Source organism: Streptomyces sp. DS1-CR2, from assembly GCF_055760475.1.
On record NZ_CM147085.1, the window covers coordinates 7,833,012 to 7,848,167 of the forward strand.

Below are 15,156 nucleotides of genomic sequence, written 5' to 3' on the forward strand. Positions count from 1 at the left end.
GACACCGGCCCCCGCCCCGGAACCGACACCGACCCCGGAACCGGCACCCCCCACGCAAGCCACCACGGAAGACGCAGGCGGCATGATCCTCACCGTTACCCCCAACCCCTCCCTGGACCGCACCTACGAGGTCCCGGCGCTCGACCGGGGCGAGGTCCTGCGCGCCACCGGCGAGCGCATGGACCCGGGCGGCAAGGGTGTCAACGTCTCGCGGGCCGTCGCCGCCGCCGGCGCCCCCACGCTCGCCGTGCTTCCGCTGGGCGGCGCGCCCGGCGCCCTCGTGGCCGAGCTCCTCGACGCCCAGGGGATCAGCGTCGACCCCGTCCCCGTAGCCGGACAGACCCGGTCCAACATCGCGCTCGCCGAGCCGGACGGAACGCTGACGAAAATCAACGCGCCGGGCCCCGAACTCACCCCGGAAGAAGCGGAGTCACTGCTCGCCGTCGTCGGCGAGCGCTCCGTGGGCGCCGACTGGATCGCCTGCTGCGGCAGCCTCCCGCGCGGCCTCGCCCCGTCCTGGTACGCCGAACTGGTCGCCCGCGCCCACGCGGCCGGCGCCCGGATCGCGCTCGACACCTCGGGCCCGGCGCTCCTCGCGGCCCTGCGCGAACGGCCCGACGTCGTCAAGCCGAATGCGGAGGAGCTCGCCGAGGCGGTCGGCCGTCCGCTCGCCACCGTCGGCGACGCGGTCAAGGCGGCCGAGGAGCTGCGGGACCTCGGCGCACGCGCCGTCCTCGCCTCCCTCGGCGCGGACGGGCAGCTGCTCGTGGACGGCTCGGGCGTCTGGTTCGCCACCGCCCCGGTCGATACCGTCCGCAGCAATGTCGGCGCGGGCGACTCGTCCCTGGCCGGCTTCCTCATCGCGGGTGGCACCGGCCCGCGGGCGCTGGCCTCGGCCGTCGCCCACGGCGCCGCTGCGGTCCAGCTTCCGGGCAGCGCGATGCCGACCCCGGCCGACCTGGACCCGGACGCGGTGACCCTCACGGCGGACGTCCCGCTGGACCGCGTCCTGAAGGAGCCCGCGCCATGACGGCCTGCGCCCCGCCCCTGAATACGCCCCATCAGGTAGCCACCGGCCTGATCACTCCCCACGCTCCCTGCCGGAGCCGCCGTCCCCGCGGCGAAACCCCCGTCCCCACCCCCGTCCCCACCCCCGCCGCCAAGGCGATACGAGTGCGTAGGAGCCCGCGATGAGCGAGATGATCACCGCGGACCTGGTCGATCTCGACCTGTCCGCCGACACCAAAGAGGCGGCGGCCCGCGCCCTCGCCGAAAGGATGGTCGCCCAGGGCCGGGTGACCGACCTGGACGGCTTCCTGGCCGACGTCGCAGCCCGCGAGGCGCAGATGCCGACCGGCCTCGACGGAGGCATCGGCATCCCGCACTGCCGCAGCGAGCATGTCGCCGAGCCGACCCTCGCCTTCGGCCGCAGCACCGACGGGATCGACTTCGGGGCGCCGGACGGCCCGGCCGACCTGGTCTTCCTCATCGCCGCGCCCGCCGGAGCGGACGACGCCCACCTCACCATCCTGTCTTCGCTGGCACGGCAGTTGATGGACGAGGACTTCAAGACCGCGCTGCGCACGGCGACCGACGCGGGGGCCACGGCGGCGCTGATCCGCGGGGACGAACCCGAGCCCACGCCCGTGCCGGAGTCCAGGCCCGAGCCGGAGTCCAGGCCCGAGCCCACTACTGAGCCGGAGCCCACGCCCGAGCCCACGCCCGAGCCCGCTCCCGCGGCCCCCGCCGCGAAGTTCAAGATCGTCGCCGTCACCTCCTGCCCCACCGGCATCGCCCACACCTACATGGCGGCCGAGTCCCTGGAGAAGGCGGGCCGGGACGCGGGCGACGTGGAAGTGGTGGTCGAGACACAGGGCTCGGCCGGGTTCACCCGTCTCGCCCCGGAGGTCATCGCGGGAGCGGACGGCGTGATCTTCGCGCACGACGTGCCCGTACGGGAGAAGGACCGCTTCGCCGGGAAGCCCACCGTCGACGTCGGCGTGAAGGCCGGCATCAACCGGCCCGCCGAACTCATCGGCGAGGTCCGCGAGAAGGCCGCCCGCGGCGAGGCGACGTCGGGCGCAGCGTCCGCCACCCCCGTGGACCGGGCCGGTGACGCCGGCGACGGCTACGGCACCAAGCTGCGCAAGTGGCTGATGAGCGGCGTCAGTTACATGGTCCCGTTCGTCGCGGCCGGCGGTCTCCTCATCGCCCTCGGCTTCGCGATCGGCGGCTACACCATCAACAAGGCGCCGTCCGTCGCCGAGCACTTCGTGTGGACCCAGACCGACAGCTGGGCCGCGCTGCTCTTCCAGGTCGGCTCCGTCGCCTTCGCGTTCCTCGTCCCGGTCCTCGCGGGCTTCATCGCGTACGGGATGGCCGACCGGCCGGGGCTCGTGCCCGGGTTCGTCGGCGGTTCGATCGCACTCACCATCAACGCCGGCTTCCTCGGCGGCCTCGTCGCCGGTCTCATCGCGGGCGGCGTCGTGATGGCGATCCAGAAGGTGAACGTGCCCCCCGTGCTGCGCGGGATCATGCCGGTGGTCGTCATCCCGCTGATCTCCTCGGCGGTGGTCGGCTTCCTGATGTTCCTCGTCATCGGCAAGCCCATCGCCTCCCTCCAGCGCGCCCTGACGGACTGGCTGAACTCCCTGTCCGGCGCCAACGCGATCATCCTCGGCGTCATCCTCGGCCTGATGATGTGCTTCGACCTGGGCGGCCCGCTGAACAAGGTCGCGTACGCCTTCGCGGTCGGCGGCCTCGCGAACCCCACCGAGGGCTCGCTCAAGGTCATGGCCGCGGTGATGGCCGCCGGCATGGTCCCGCCGCTGGCCATGGCCCTCGCGACGACCGTGCGCGGCCGGCTCTTCACCAGGACCGAGCGCGAGAACGGCAAGGCAGCCTGGGTGCTCGGCGCCTCGTTCATCACGGAGGGCGCGATCCCGTTCGCCGCGGCGGACCCGCTGCGCGTCATCCCCGCCTCGATGGCGGGCGGCGCGGTCACCGGCGCCCTGTCGATGGCCTTCGGCTGCACCCTGCGCGCCCCGCACGGCGGCATCTTCGTGGTCCCGCTGATCGGCAACCCGTTCCTCTACCTCATCGCGATCGCCGCCGGTGTCTGTGTGTCGACGGCCTTGGTCGTGATCCTGAAGGGGATGCGGAAGTCCGCCGAGGGCGGGGCGGACGGGGCGGGCGACGCGACGGCGCAGAAGGGGGAGGAGCCGAAGATATCGGTGGCCGCCTGACAGTTCGGAACTGTCCGCTCATGCAAGCAAGATAAGTCACGGTCCGGGACCAAAGTCCCGGACCGTGGTGTTGACTGGCGCTCGCGTACGAGGACAAAGCCCCGCGCCTGGCAGTACACGACCAGCCGGTGCTCTGAGGTGACGCGACGAACCCGGACGGCTCCCTCACGGGCGGCGTAGTCGACTGCCCACGACGCAATCCGCATGCCGAGCCGCTGCCCGGCCGAGACCGGCGACCACCGCGCCCGCCGGGATGCGGTGCACGCTCGCTGCCGCCAGCGTGGGGGAGTGGTGCAGCAGAAGGAGGAGGGATTCACCACCGCCCTGATTGCGGAGTTCCCCGCGGACCTCAGCGCCGTACGCATCGTCAACCGCGGCCATCCGCCGTCCCTGCTCCTCGACGCACAGGGCTCGGCCACCGTCATCGAACCGTCTCAGGAAGTGCCTCCGCTGGGGATGGGGGTGCTGGGCAGCTGGTCCGCACCGGTCGACACGTTTCCGTCCCCGCCCAGCGCGACACTCCTGTGCTACACGGACGGCATCACCGAGTCACGGGACGCCGAAGGCGCGTTCTACGACGCTGCGGCGCGCCTGCCCGTTCTGCTCCGGCACCGCGCCCGGTCCGGCGAGCACCCCACACCGGCGCAGGTCCTCGACATGCTGATCCGTGACGTACGGCGCCACACGGGCGGCCGGCCCCAGGACGACCAGGCGCTCCTCGCGCTGCGCCGCTCAGCGCTCTGACCGCATCCCGCATCCCGCACCCGGGAGAGGGCTTTCGGTGCCCTGCGGCCCACCCGCTCAGCGGGTACACGTTGAGGTATGGACACCAAAGCCTGGCTCATCCTCGCCGCAGCCGTCGTGCTGCTCACCATGGGCATCACCGCAGTTCTCCTGGTGCGGGTGATCCGGGCGAGGAGGCTGCTCCTCGCCGCGGGAATCCCGCTCGCCAACAAGGCGCTGGTCTGGGCCGCCGTGATCTACGCGGTGTCACCGATCGACCTGCTGCCGGACCCCGTCTACCTCGACGACATCGGATTCCTGCTGCTGGCCCTTCGCTCTGTGCACGTTGCTGCGCGAAACGGATGCCCGCTGGTGGCAGGTCAAACTGTGATGCGACACCTGGCAGGCCGCCGAGCAGTTGGCCATCAACCACCTGGGGCCGCTGCTGGTCGCGGCCGAGGAGAGCGGGGACGTCGCCGCCTGGTGGTCCATCCGAACGGGCGAATCTTGGCGGCAGCGCGTCCTGCCCGCCGACAGCCGTGACGCGACTGCTGTCCTCGGACGGCTGACCAGCACGCTCACCGAACGGGCCGCGATCCGGCACGCTCAGGGCCAACAAGCGCGAAACGGAAGCGTTCGGCGCCGGACCTCAGCGGCCCATCAACCGAGGCTCACAACTGATTGGTCGACGTCGAACCAGAGTTCGTGCCGACGCGGGGTGCCGTCCTCAGCCTAGGAACGGTGCCCCGCCGGCTTGCATCTGCCATTGAGCACGAACCTTCGCGTACCCGTTCGCTTGAAGACACCACGGAGGGATCTTCGCGACCTTGATGTGTCGATCGGCGGGCGGCCGGTCTGGTTTGGGTACGTCCACTTGTTCGTCACCAGGCGGCGGTGCCACCGCGGAATCGTGTGGGGTGTGACCAGACGGTGTTGCCGCAGCGTCACGGGCGCGTCCGGGTCAGCCGCCCTGGCCGGCGCTTCCCATCGGGCCGACCTTCACGGGGGAACCGGAGCCGTCCGTGACGGGGAGCGTGGCGTTGCCCGGCCAGTCGAGGGTGACCGACTTCGTCTCGTCGGGCGGTGTCACCACCAGGCCCGTGACACGGACACCGGAGCCACCCGAGGTGTTGAGCGGGTAGTTGATGCCGAACGCGACGGACTCGCCGTTCTTGAGGACGACGGTGTCCGCAGGTTCACCAGTGCGCTTGGCGGACACCACACCCGAGCGGGTCTTCAGGTCCACACCGGCATAGCCCGCCAGCGCACAGTCGCGGCCGCCGCCGTTCTTCAGTTCGACGGCGACCGTGCCGTCCGGATCGCCGTCGATGGTGCTGTCGATCGCCGTGATCTCCAGCTCGTCGGTGCGGCACTTACCGGCCTTGCCGCCGGCATGGGAACCGGCCCCGGATGCCGTGCCCTGCCCACCGGAGCTCTTCTGGCCGGACCCCTTCCGGTCAGAGCCCTTCCCGCCCTCCTGCGCCGAACCCGAACCTGAACCCGAACCCGAACCCGATGCCGAATCCCCGCCCGAGGACGACGCGGTGGACGCCGACGACGGGGCACTCTGGCCCGTGCCGTCGTCACCGTTCTGGCAGGCCGTGAGTGACAGACCTGCGGCAACGGCCAGGGCCGCAAGGGTGAGCTTGTGAACGCGCATCGTCATATTCCCCGCATCGGTTGAGGTCCCACCGCTCGGTACTGGTCAGGTACCGGCGATCGTTTCTGATCACCAAGAGCCGCTGAACCCACCGGCCGTTCCGCCCGGCCGCCTCCTAATACACCCCTGTTACACCCACAGCCGGGCCGTGACACACGCCGGCCGGCTCCTGATCGGCACGTTCCGGGCTGCCTCACCTCGAAGCCCTGCCGGCCTGCGCGGCAAATGAGCCGGCCGGGCGGCAGACATCCGGATGCATCGACAGGTCCTGCTCGCCGTCCCAGAACGGGCCCGGACCTCGCTGTACGCTGCGAGCATGCAGTCGTCCGCCCCTTCCTCGCCTCAAAGGGCTGCGCACGCGGGCCCGATCGCAGGCCCCGCGCACCGCGGGCTTCTGACGGAGCGCATCGCTCGTCAGTTGGAGCACGACATCCGGTCCGGCGCGATCGCGGTGGGAGCGAAGCTGCCTTCGGAGCGTGAGCTGGCCGCCCAGTTCGGCTCCAGCAGGAACGTCGTACGAGAGGTGCTGCGGCGGCTCGAGGCCCAGCATCTGATCGAGGTCGCGCCCGGGCGAGGCTCCTTCGTACGTGAGCAGACCTCCGGGCAGGCCAGGGGGTACGACGCGCTGTACCGTGCGGGTCGGCCCACGGCCCGTCAGCTCATCGAGGCCCGACTCCCGTTGGAGGTCGAGATGGTGCGACTGGCGACCCGGCACGCCACCGACGAAGACCTGGCGACGATGCGTGACGCATGCGACGCCCTCGAGTCGGCGACCGATGTGGTGGTCAAGGCGCAGGCCGACATGGACTTCCACGACGCCGTCGCGGTGGCGAGCAAGAACCCGGTGCTGCGGATCATGCTGTCGTCGATCAGTGGAATGATGTTCGAGATGATGCTGCGTTCGAACTCGGACCCGTCGATCGGCGAAGAAGGGGTGCCGCACCACTCGGAGATCTTCGCGGCGATCGAGGCACGCGACGTGGAACTCGCCGGCGCCCGCATGAGGGAGCACTTGACGCTCGGGCTGCGTACCTACGGGCCGGACCTGGACGTGCAGGTGGACACCATGGCGCGCAACCACATCGAGACTCTTCTGGAACGGGCGGCACGGGGACGCTGAGCCTTCGGCCCGGACCGGGTGTCGTCGGCACCCGGTCCAGCCGGCCGCCGCAGCGCCGAACGGCCAAGGGTGGTCGACGCGCTCGCAGTTGAGGTTTGTGGATCTTTCTCTCAGGGGTGTTGCGGACGTGAAGAGCTTGTACGGTCCGGCCCAACTGGTACTACCAGTTGGCCGGGACAAGGCAGATAGTGAGGACCTTCCAGAACGTTCCAGAGCAGACAGAGCAGACAGAGCAGACAGAGCAGACAGAGCAGAAAGACGAGGACAAGGATGTCCACGAGCAGCCGGCTCCTGCGCCGCTCCTTCGGCAGGCTGGCCGCTGGGATCGCCGGAGCCGCGGGGGCCGGTGCGCTCGGCACTGGCCCCGGAATTGGTCACGGCGACGTCCCCGGCACTCTGGTCAGACCTGGAAGAGCAACGTGCCTTGAGGTCCCCGCCGGACCTCGGTGACCCCTCGGACCCGGGAGAACAGAGGGGCCTGGCCCGGAGAAGCGAGAATCCAGCGCACTCGATACCGCGCGAGGATCTTCTGCCGTTGTGCCGATGGCGTATGCGGTGAGAACAACGCGCGCTGCGCCTGCGCTCGGGCCGCAGCCTCTTGGCTGTGGAGTGCCGGGTCGGGCCATGCCGGACTGACCAAGGACATGCCGTAGGCGGGGATCAAGTGATTGAGCGGCTTGGCAGAGGCCGCTACGACGTCACCGCGGTGCATGTACGAAGCAGCCCACCCCAAGTGAGGCCACAACGGTAGAGCCGAGGGCAGCATGCGCTCGGCCGTCGCCTTCCCAGACGCGGGCGCGAGCCAGACGACCGGCGATGACTGAGCCCAGATGCCCACCGCGCAAGCCATAACGGTCACAACTGCGAGCAGACGTTTGACGGTACCCGTCCGCCACCACGTCACCAACTCGATGGCGAGTGCCATCTGGAGGGCGAGCATGGCGAAGATGAACATGCGGCTGAGGGTGTACGACCCGCTGAACCATCCGTACGTCACCACGACCAGTGCCATGCCGGCCAGCAGAACCAGCGGATCGAGGAGGTCCCTGCGTGCGCGCGCGAGGATCGCCACGATCCCCAGGGCACCGAATCCGTATACGCCCAACAGGTCCTCGTAGGCGCGGACGTGCATGGCGTCCAGCTGGTGAGAGCCGGCCAGGGTGAGAACGTTGTAGTAGGGCCACGCCATCACCGCAGCCGTGAACACCCCTGTTGCGACCACCAGTTGGATCCGCTGCGCTGCGGTGAGTCGCAAGATGGGTCGGACCAGGAACGCAGCGCATCCCAATAGAGTCCCCACCCCGACGATCGTGTGACTGATGAGAGTCGCCGCAGTGGCCAGGCTCATCACCAACAGCGGTACAGGACGTGGCCTGCGCGCCCACTGCGCTGCCGCGGCCCACAGGTGCAGGGCCATTCCCAGAGCGAAGTAGCTAGGGAATGCAACGTTGACCGTCACCGCAAGGCCGGAGTGGTAACCGGCCCACAGGAAGCCGTGTGGACCCCACAGAAAGAGCGCGAACAGTACGGCGGTCGGCGGGGCCCACCGGTTGGCGCTGAAAATGCCGGTCACCCGGCACACCCCGCTGAAGAGCAACAGCATGTTGAACAGCGCACAGAGCTTGAGCGTGCCGAATGCCCCCGCGAAGCCGAACATTCGTCCCACGCAAGCGGCCATCACCGTGTACGGGGTGTAGTAGGGACTTGATCCGTTCGGCAGGTCCACGAGCGGATTGCCCGGGTGGGTCAGGGAGTGCTGCAGACGATCGATGACCGCCGCGTGCTGGCCGTAGTCCCAGATCCACGGCTCACGTTGAACAACCATCCAGACAAACGCGATGAGCGGTACGCACGTCGCCACGGACGGCCACCAAGCCCGCCACCACAGGGCCACCGCGGAGCCCGGCCGGACATCCACCCTCTTCGCGTCATGCGGATCGTTCAAGGTGGATGTGACCGCCATACACGCGCTCCTCGACTAGCCCTTGCGACGGACACTGGGCAGGCTATGAGAAGCGGATACGGCATTGAGGAGCCGCGCTCGCGGCATCCCCCGTTCGGGCCTTGCCGACATCCAACGACCCACCTGTGCGCCTGGAGACCGCGCGGGCGCTGGCGGGCGCGGGGGCCGAGGTGACCCTGGCGGGATGATGCGGTGATCGGACAAGTCGATGCCTGAGACCACCTCGGCGGCGAGATGGCTCTCGGGTGTCTTGTCACATCTCTTGGTCTGGTGGCCGGCGCGTTACGGTGCACTCGGCTCGGCGGTGGCCGGACTGGCGGGAGCTACGTCATCCGGATGTGGGGCTTGGGCACTTTCAGACTTCCACCGGCCAGGCGGATCCCGTAGAGAGCTGCCCCCTCGATGGTGATCGTTCGATGATGGGCGTTCCGAGCGGTCGGAGCTGGAGTGGAGAGCCACTGCGGGACGGCAGTCGGGCTGATCGCGACTCGTCCTCGGGGCGCCGCCGTCTTCCCTCCCAGCTTGAGGGATTTGCCGACCAGTCTTTCCGCGTACAACGTCGCAGGCCCCTCCGCGGTGGCGATGGTGCCGGCGCCGGCCTTCAGGTGCCATGTGGCGGATTCCCTTCGGGCCGCCAGGTCGAGGTCGGCTGCTTCCAGTGCGCGGGCGGTGAACTTGAGCAGTCGCTTCTTTCCTGCCGTGGTCTTGACGGTGACCACGCCCGCGAACTCTGCGTCACGGAGCACGAGCCGCCGCGATGCGAGGGTCCAGGTGTTCATGGCCGGAACGACTGGTGTGCGGTCGATCGTGGGCACGGGGGCGGGGGCGGGGGCGGTGTCGTCACCGTGTTGAGGGGAAGCCGAGTGTCCGGGGGAGGCGGAGACCCGCGCGTGCGGTGGTTTTGTGTGGCAGCAACGGGGATGGCAGGAGGGGGTGCCGGCTGCGGGAGCGGTCGTCTCCTGTGCACTCGGTTCCTGCGCCGGCTGTTGATCGGCGCTCGGCGAAGCCTGCGCCTGCGGAGTCGAGGCGTCGGCTCGCTGGCCGGGCAGGAGTGATGCATTCGCCTGGCGCAAGCGGTCCGTGCCGGGTTCCCGACGCCCGGTTGTCGGTACCGGTTGCTCAGCAGACCCGGCTGCGGAACGGCTCCGAGTTGTGCAGGGAACCTGGTCGGTGTCCTCTTGGGCGGCCAGGGTCTGACGCGCGCTCGGCACCGAGCGGTTCACCGTCGGCGGTCCCGTTTTCGACGGTACGGCCGCGACGGCGAGGAGGGCTGCTGGCAGTGAGCTCAGCACCAGCAGGTGCCCTACCGGTCGGGGAACTCTACGAAAGGCGGCGCGGGCTATCGGGACGTGCGGCTCGGCGGCGCATGTCGCGCCCGTCCCACCGTCGGGGGGCGAGGTGCTGGAGTCGTCACTGGGCATGATGTCCACCCTCCGCGGGTGTTGCCGAAAAGGTGCTCAGGCCCTCGTTCTCCGCCGTGGCGGGCGCGTGACCGGTGTCGGCGGTGTCCTCCGGCAGGGAGGTGTCGTCCGTCGCTGTCCAGGCGCAGGCGAGGGATCCGCCGACCAGCCCGGGCAGCGCGCCGAGCAGAAGGCCACCGAAGTTGGCGAGCGGCAGGGCGACCAGGGACAGCAGGATCGTGGCGATTCCGGCGAAGACACGCGCGTTCTGCTGGAGCCACAGGAGGAGACCGAGAACGACGAGAAGGACTCCGATGACCAGCGACGCGGCACCGGCAGTGGTGGACAGTGCCAGGGTGACACTGCCCCATGTCAGGTGCGCGTAGGGAAAGTACATGATCGGCAGCCCGGCCGACAGCGTCATCAGGCCGGCCCAGAAGGGACGTGTGTCGCGCCAGGTCCGGAACCCACGCCTCGTGCGGCAGAGACCGTCTTGCCACTCAGCCGGGATGGTCATGTTTCTCATTAAGGAGGGCTCACTCCTCTTCGGGCGTGCCGGAACAGGCCGATGGGAACGGACAGTTCGGACGCGTGGGCCTGTACCCGTGTCACCGGCACGGGGGAATTTCTGCGGTGCGTGTGTGTCGTGGCCGGTTCAGAAGCATTCGTCGGTGCCCTGTGTAAGCGACAATTTCGCTCCGGGCAGGTCGAGGGAGCCGAGGGAGGCCCCGACGCCGCTGACGTGGACGTTGTCCAGGGTGGCGGACGTACTTTGCATCGCGATGCCGTTCGGATCGAAGAACTTGGAGTGCCGGTCATCGGGGGACACTTCACCCGAGGTGAGCGATCCGGCAGCGACGCCGATGTCCAGACTGTTGAACCTCGCGTCGCTGGCCTTGAGCTGGCTGATGTCGAGGAACATGTGTTGTGCGGTGGCGGGGCGGTCGCTGTTGCCGGTCAGCCGGAGAGTGTAGGAACCCAGGCCGGGGACCGGCAGCATGACCGACAAGCACAGCCCGTCGATCTTCGCGTCTCTCACTCCTGTCACCGTGACCGGCACGAGCCGGCCCTCGCGTGTCACATCGACCATGCCGTAGATGCTCAGGCCCCTGCCTCTCAGGGAGTCCGCGGCGATCTTGAATGTGTCACCGGAGATGAAGAAGGACGCCGCGAGAGCCCCCTGGGCCACGCTCACGACCAGAACAGCGGCGCCGGCAACGCTAGGGGTCAGGATGGCGGCAAAACGCTTCCATCGCGTCCTTCGCATTTACCCACTCCTTCTTCGGTAGAGCCTCGCGCAGGGAACGAATGGCAGTGGACGCATTCGTCTCCGGCCCGCCGGTTCGCGAAAAGACGCCACTCGTATTTGGCGTCAGTGCTCGTCCTCAATTTCCTGCCGAATTACCGACATGCTCCATTGAACTGCGATGGGGCGAGCATCTGACACCCCTGGGCACTCCACAAGCCCGGCACCACCGTTCATGTGTGAAACCGCCCCAATGACCTATCGCACCGCCTCGCCCCCGGCATCGACCGCCTGGCGGACCTCGGAGATTCATCGACGAGGGTGGCTCGCCAGTAATACGAAGATTTCGCTGACGCCTACGCTTCGGCACGTGCTTCCAAAAAAGCAAATATTGATTCAACCGAGAACGCGAACTAATAAAACGTGCCCCCCAAATATGCTGTGAGTGAGGATGAAGCTCCCCCTTTGACCTGGACAGCCTGTTACTGGGACGAAAGGTCCCGCAGAAAGCAGTCACAGGCAGTGAGCGTTTTCCAACCTCAACTTGAGCAGATCAGATGCAGTATGAGGATGGCCTGGACGAGGCAGGTGATGCGGGTGATGCGGGTGGTGGAGCAGCGCAGCTTGCGCAGGAGCCGCCGGGCCTGAGGGTGGCCAGGGCCTGTTCGACGAGTGCGCGGGTCTTCGCGTGCGAGCGGTTGACGGCCTGCTGACCTGCGGGCGGGCTTTGGCTCTCCTCTTCGCCGCCGGCTTGACCGCCAGCCCGCTGATGACTGCGCCGGCCCACGCCGCCTACGGTCCCTGCAACACCACCTCGTGGCGCGACGTGCCCACTCTCGGCGGGGACAACGTATACAAGATCCCAGCCCGCTCGGACAACGGGATCTCCTGCTACTTGGGCTACCAAGTGGGTTCCGGGTCGGCGGTCGAAGCTCTTCAGCAAGCCATCATCATTTGCTACGGCGGCACCTGGGCCGCCCAGAGGATCCAAAACTCCGGTGGCGCCGACGGCCACTACGGCACTGGCACGGTCGAGGCCGTCAGGTGGCTCCAGAGCAACAAGCTCGGACTCTCCGGCAGCGCCGACGGTGTCTACGGTCCCGATACCCGGAGTCGTATGCAGTGGCCTCACTACTACCATGGTGCGCTCCTGTATAGCTGCAGCAACCCATCGACGCTCTGACCCGAATTGGCTGGGTCACATCAGATGACTTGAGCAGCTCAGGGGCAGTGAGGCGCCCCGTGCCTGCCTGACGCATGAGGTCGTCCCCGGGCGCCTCAAGCCCGGGGACGACCTCACTCTGCCCGCCGTTGACGCCGGGAAAGCGGTCGGCCTACAGCGCGATGACAGGCACCCGGTGCTGGTTGACGTCGTCAACGAGTCGATCCCTTGAGGCGTGCTGTCCCGTGGGGCAGGGCGCGCTGGCCGACGAGCCTATGAGCGCCCTTCGGTGCTTGCAAGAGCTTGAAGTGCACGGCCTTCAAGCTGATTCGAGCGGACGCCGCGTGATGTCGTCGCCGGGCCGATGTGCCAACTGGCAGGCAGCGCACGGCTGTTGACGGTGTCGGCGGCCTCAAGTGCAGTTCCGATCAAGCGAATCATCGGTCAGGTCCGGGCCGTCGGGGAGGAAGCGAAGCCTTGGACGCCAGTGCCTGGACCGTGTGGGGCTCGAATACTCGGCGCTGCTGGTCAGGCTGATATCTGTACTCGTTGATGACGCCGCCGTGGATTGAGTGCGCAGCAGTTGACGTGTTCGGGGAACACCAGCGCGTACAGGCGCTTGAGCCCGGCAGAGTCGATATGCAGGCAGTCGCTGGCGGATGACGGTGTCGGCCTGGGGGGTGAGGAAGTCGCGCCAGGTCAGGCCGTGGCGGCGCAGTACCGCGCCTCGTGCCGCCGCAGCACCAGCAGCTCTGCGTCCTTCGAAGTCTCCCGGCGCAGCGGCACCGTTGAGATCGAGAGCAGCCGACGGGTCACGTTGTCGAGGAGCGATGGGACGCGCTCGACGTTGCGCAGGTACCGCGCTGATGGCACTCGTGATGCTGTCCGCAGCAGCATGTGGCTCTGACGGGACTCAGGTAAACAGTGAAGGCGTCTGCCCTCGTGCCTTTACCTATGATGACCGGACTTACGCGAGTGTTGCGAATGTGGAGTTCCGAGTCGGCTCGAAGCTCGGTACCGCAACGCCGCCGCCCTGTAAGGACATCGGTGGCCAGAAGGGCGGAACGCCGTTGGCGGCTGAGAATGCCTATGCCGTGAAGGGCATCTCGCCAAAGGTAGCCCTCGTGGTCGGGGAGACACCCGAAGAAGCCCCTGCTCACGGCAGTGCATTTCCGGCGAGGAGCTTCCCTCTGGTGAAGAATCTGATCAACCACTCATAAAGCGGTAGCGCCGGCGGGGTATGACGCCGCGATGTTTCTGGCGCACCGCCTGCTCGTGCCGGCCACGGCAGCGCGGGTGCGCCGTGAGTTCGCCGAGCTGCTCGGCACAGGCCTGGGACGCTCCGCCTGCAGCGGGGTGGGGCCCTCGGGGTCACGGATATGCCGAGCAGCTGAAGGTGGAGAAGCGGCTGAAGGTCGTGGAACGCGAGAGCCGGCCTGCGGGGATGCGGTGGAGGCAGCAATCCGCCGTCTGCTCGTCACACTCCGCTGGTGGGCACCACGTTGGTGGCATCCACTGCGGGGCGCAGCGCTTTGGCGAGGTGGACGGCGTCGCCCACGGCCCAGAAATGGGTGAAGAACAGGCGGGGGCTCTCCGTCAAGTGGTGGTTGTGCAGCTCGACGAGCTTGATCCTTCCCCGCCGCAAGGCTCCCAGTACGTTCTGGACCTCCTCGGCGAGCATGACGCAGTCGCCGCTGAGCGCTGCCCTGCCGTTTCCCAGCGGCTGGAAAATGAACGCGCTGGTCGCGCCCAGACCGGAGGGCAGCACCAGATGGCCGTCGCTGATCGTCTCGCGGCGGGCGAAGACGGCCTTGTAGACCGTGCCGTCGCTGGAACCCTTGGCGCCCAGCGCAGCGTCGATTCCGGCAGTGTCCAGGTCGACGGGGCTCGGCGGGCCGGACGGTTTTGCCGGCGGGATGCCGGTGCGGTCGAATCCCGCGCGCAGGCCGCGCGCCAGGGCCAGTTCGTCAAGGCCGTGTCCGTGGACATGGACCCACCAAATGTCGGGGCAATGGGCGGGCAGATGCTTGTGGAGCGCGGTCTGCGCGATTCCGTTCGCCTGCCAGGCATCGATCACCCGCTGCAGTTCCCTCTCGGTGACCGCCACATCGCCCATGCACATCGTGCTGCCGTCGGCGTAGCGGACGAAGGCCACGTGCGCACCCAGTGCGAGCTCCGGTGTGATGACGACGTTGCCCTCGACGACGACGCGGAGATCGTCGCGGGGGAAGGGGGTGTGGTACGTCGTCCCTCGCAGCAGGTTGCCGCTGCGGCCCAGCACTTTCGCCACGGCCGCCCAGTCCGACTCGGTGGTGGTCACCGGCTTGACCATCGCCCCGTCGGTCATCGCACGAGCGCTGGCAGGCCCCGCTCCGGCCAGCACCGGTGCCAGTGCGGCAGCGGCCAGTACGCGTCGCCGAGACGTGGCCGCCTGTTTGTCTCCAGTCATCATGTGATCTCCTCCATGGCGAGATGAAAGCATAAGGAATGTGCCTTATTGGCGTTGACTGCGCCTATATGGGCCAGATGTGTCTTTTCGACTGTCATCGAACGGTGTCTTGAGTGGTGCCTTGCGTATCGTCAGTACCCCTGTGACGTGCGGGAGTTGGACGGGGCCTGCACCGGTCGACCGGCGAA

The 15,156-nt window shown here is 68.3% G+C and carries 13 protein-coding genes and 1 pseudogene; 7 read left to right on the top strand and 7 right to left on the bottom strand.

Going from position 1 to position 15,156, the window contains the following annotated elements; translation table 11 throughout:
- Positions 1-82 precede the first annotated feature (82 nt).
- From pfkB to ACY0PA_RS36620, 4 genes and pseudogenes are all read left to right on the top strand, one after another.
- A complete protein-coding gene (pfkB, locus tag ACY0PA_RS36605) occupies positions 83-1,030 on the top strand; it encodes a 1-phosphofructokinase (RefSeq protein ID WP_473081692.1) in 948 nt (315 codons plus the stop codon).
- Between the two features lie 160 nt (positions 1,031-1,190).
- Positions 1,191-3,245, top strand: coding sequence for a PTS fructose transporter subunit IIABC (locus tag ACY0PA_RS36610; RefSeq protein ID WP_473081693.1), 2,055 nt, complete (start codon positions 1,191-1,193; stop codon positions 3,243-3,245).
- 276 nt (positions 3,246-3,521) lie between these two features.
- Positions 3,522-3,989 (top strand): annotated as a pseudogene (locus ACY0PA_RS36615) (PP2C family protein-serine/threonine phosphatase); the annotation flags it as partial.
- A gap of 78 nt (positions 3,990-4,067) precedes the next feature.
- Positions 4,068-4,511 carry a YkvA family protein gene (locus ACY0PA_RS36620; protein ID WP_473081694.1) on the top strand — a complete coding sequence of 148 codons (444 nt, stop codon included), beginning with the start codon at positions 4,068-4,070 and terminating at the stop codon, positions 4,509-4,511.
- A gap of 418 nt (positions 4,512-4,929) precedes the next feature.
- On the opposite strand, the gene ACY0PA_RS36625 is transcribed toward ACY0PA_RS36620, so the two are convergent.
- Positions 4,930-5,628 (bottom strand): DUF4232 domain-containing protein, encoded by a 699-nt coding sequence (locus ACY0PA_RS36625; protein ID WP_473081695.1) that lies wholly within the window; start codon positions 5,626-5,628, stop codon positions 4,930-4,932.
- Positions 5,629-5,944: 316 nt separating this feature from the next.
- On the opposite strand from ACY0PA_RS36625, the gene ACY0PA_RS36630 reads away from it, so the two are divergent.
- Entirely contained in the window at positions 5,945-6,748 is an 804-nt protein-coding gene (locus ACY0PA_RS36630; protein WP_473081696.1) for a FadR/GntR family transcriptional regulator, read from the top strand.
- 400 nt (positions 6,749-7,148) lie between these two features.
- Here the strand turns inward: ACY0PA_RS36630 and ACY0PA_RS36635 are convergent, their stop codons facing one another.
- The 4 genes from ACY0PA_RS36635 to ACY0PA_RS36650 all read right to left on the bottom strand — a co-directional run bounded on the left by ACY0PA_RS36635 (position 7,149) and on the right by ACY0PA_RS36650 (position 11,378).
- A complete protein-coding gene (locus tag ACY0PA_RS36635) occupies positions 7,149-8,711 on the bottom strand; it encodes a hypothetical protein (protein WP_473081697.1) in 1,563 nt (520 codons plus the stop codon).
- 323 nt (positions 8,712-9,034) lie between these two features.
- Entirely contained in the window at positions 9,035-9,430 is a 396-nt protein-coding gene (locus tag ACY0PA_RS36640) for a hypothetical protein (protein WP_473081698.1), read from the bottom strand.
- A gap of 691 nt (positions 9,431-10,121) precedes the next feature.
- Positions 10,122-10,628: a DUF6114 domain-containing protein gene (locus ACY0PA_RS36645; RefSeq protein ID WP_473081699.1), complete on the bottom strand. Its 507-nt coding sequence runs from the start codon at positions 10,626-10,628 to the stop codon at positions 10,122-10,124.
- A 138-nt stretch (positions 10,629-10,766) separates the two neighbouring features.
- The gene (locus ACY0PA_RS36650) at positions 10,767-11,378 is read right to left on the bottom strand and encodes a DUF6230 family protein (RefSeq protein WP_473081700.1); all 612 of its coding nucleotides are present in this window, start codon (positions 11,376-11,378) and stop codon (positions 10,767-10,769) included.
- A gap of 730 nt (positions 11,379-12,108) precedes the next feature.
- On the opposite strand from ACY0PA_RS36650, the gene ACY0PA_RS36655 reads away from it, so the two are divergent.
- Complete coding sequence (locus ACY0PA_RS36655; RefSeq protein WP_473081701.1) at positions 12,109-12,540, top strand: peptidoglycan-binding domain-containing protein; 432 nt, start codon at positions 12,109-12,111, stop codon at positions 12,538-12,540.
- A 678-nt stretch (positions 12,541-13,218) separates the two neighbouring features.
- Here ACY0PA_RS36655 and ACY0PA_RS36660 read toward each other — a convergent pair.
- Positions 13,219-13,392, bottom strand: a complete 174-nt coding sequence (locus ACY0PA_RS36660; protein ID WP_473081702.1) for a hypothetical protein — start codon at positions 13,390-13,392, stop codon at positions 13,219-13,221.
- Between the two features lie 5 nt (positions 13,393-13,397).
- Here ACY0PA_RS36660 and ACY0PA_RS36665 point away from each other — a divergent pair, with 5 nt between their 5' ends.
- Positions 13,398-13,739 carry a DUF6281 family protein gene (locus tag ACY0PA_RS36665; RefSeq protein WP_473086543.1) on the top strand — a complete coding sequence of 114 codons (342 nt, stop codon included), beginning with the start codon at positions 13,398-13,400 and terminating at the stop codon, positions 13,737-13,739.
- A gap of 257 nt (positions 13,740-13,996) precedes the next feature.
- Here the strand turns inward: ACY0PA_RS36665 and ACY0PA_RS36670 are convergent, their stop codons facing one another.
- A complete protein-coding gene (locus tag ACY0PA_RS36670) occupies positions 13,997-14,971 on the bottom strand; it encodes a DUF1259 domain-containing protein (RefSeq protein ID WP_473081703.1) in 975 nt (324 codons plus the stop codon).
- Positions 14,972-15,156: the final 185 nt, after the last annotated feature.

What these genes read in the sequence shown, in the direction of transcription:
- ACY0PA_RS36635 (WP_473081697.1), bottom strand. Translation starts at nt 8,711, where the DNA reads ATGGCGGTCACATCCACCTTGAACGATCCGCATGACGCGAAGAGGGTG.
- ACY0PA_RS36610 (WP_473081693.1), top strand. Translation starts at nt 1,191, where the DNA reads ATGAGCGAGATGATCACCGCGGACCTGGTCGATCTCGACCTGTCCGCC.
- pfkB (WP_473081692.1), top strand. Translation starts at nt 83, where the DNA reads ATGATCCTCACCGTTACCCCCAACCCCTCCCTGGACCGCACCTACGAG.
- ACY0PA_RS36645 (WP_473081699.1), bottom strand. Translation starts at nt 10,628, where the DNA reads ATGACCATCCCGGCTGAGTGGCAAGACGGTCTCTGCCGCACGAGGCGT.
- ACY0PA_RS36630 (WP_473081696.1), top strand. Translation starts at nt 5,945, where the DNA reads ATGCAGTCGTCCGCCCCTTCCTCGCCTCAAAGGGCTGCGCACGCGGGC.
- ACY0PA_RS36670 (WP_473081703.1), bottom strand. Translation starts at nt 14,971, where the DNA reads ATGATGACTGGAGACAAACAGGCGGCCACGTCTCGGCGACGCGTACTG.
- ACY0PA_RS36625 (WP_473081695.1), bottom strand. Translation starts at nt 5,628, where the DNA reads ATGCGCGTTCACAAGCTCACCCTTGCGGCCCTGGCCGTTGCCGCAGGT.
- ACY0PA_RS36650 (WP_473081700.1), bottom strand. Translation starts at nt 11,378, where the DNA reads ATGCGAAGGACGCGATGGAAGCGTTTTGCCGCCATCCTGACCCCTAGC.
- ACY0PA_RS36665 (WP_473086543.1), top strand. Translation starts at nt 13,398, where the DNA reads ATGCTGTCCGCAGCAGCATGTGGCTCTGACGGGACTCAGGTAAACAGT.
- ACY0PA_RS36620 (WP_473081694.1), top strand. Translation starts at nt 4,068, where the DNA reads ATGGACACCAAAGCCTGGCTCATCCTCGCCGCAGCCGTCGTGCTGCTC.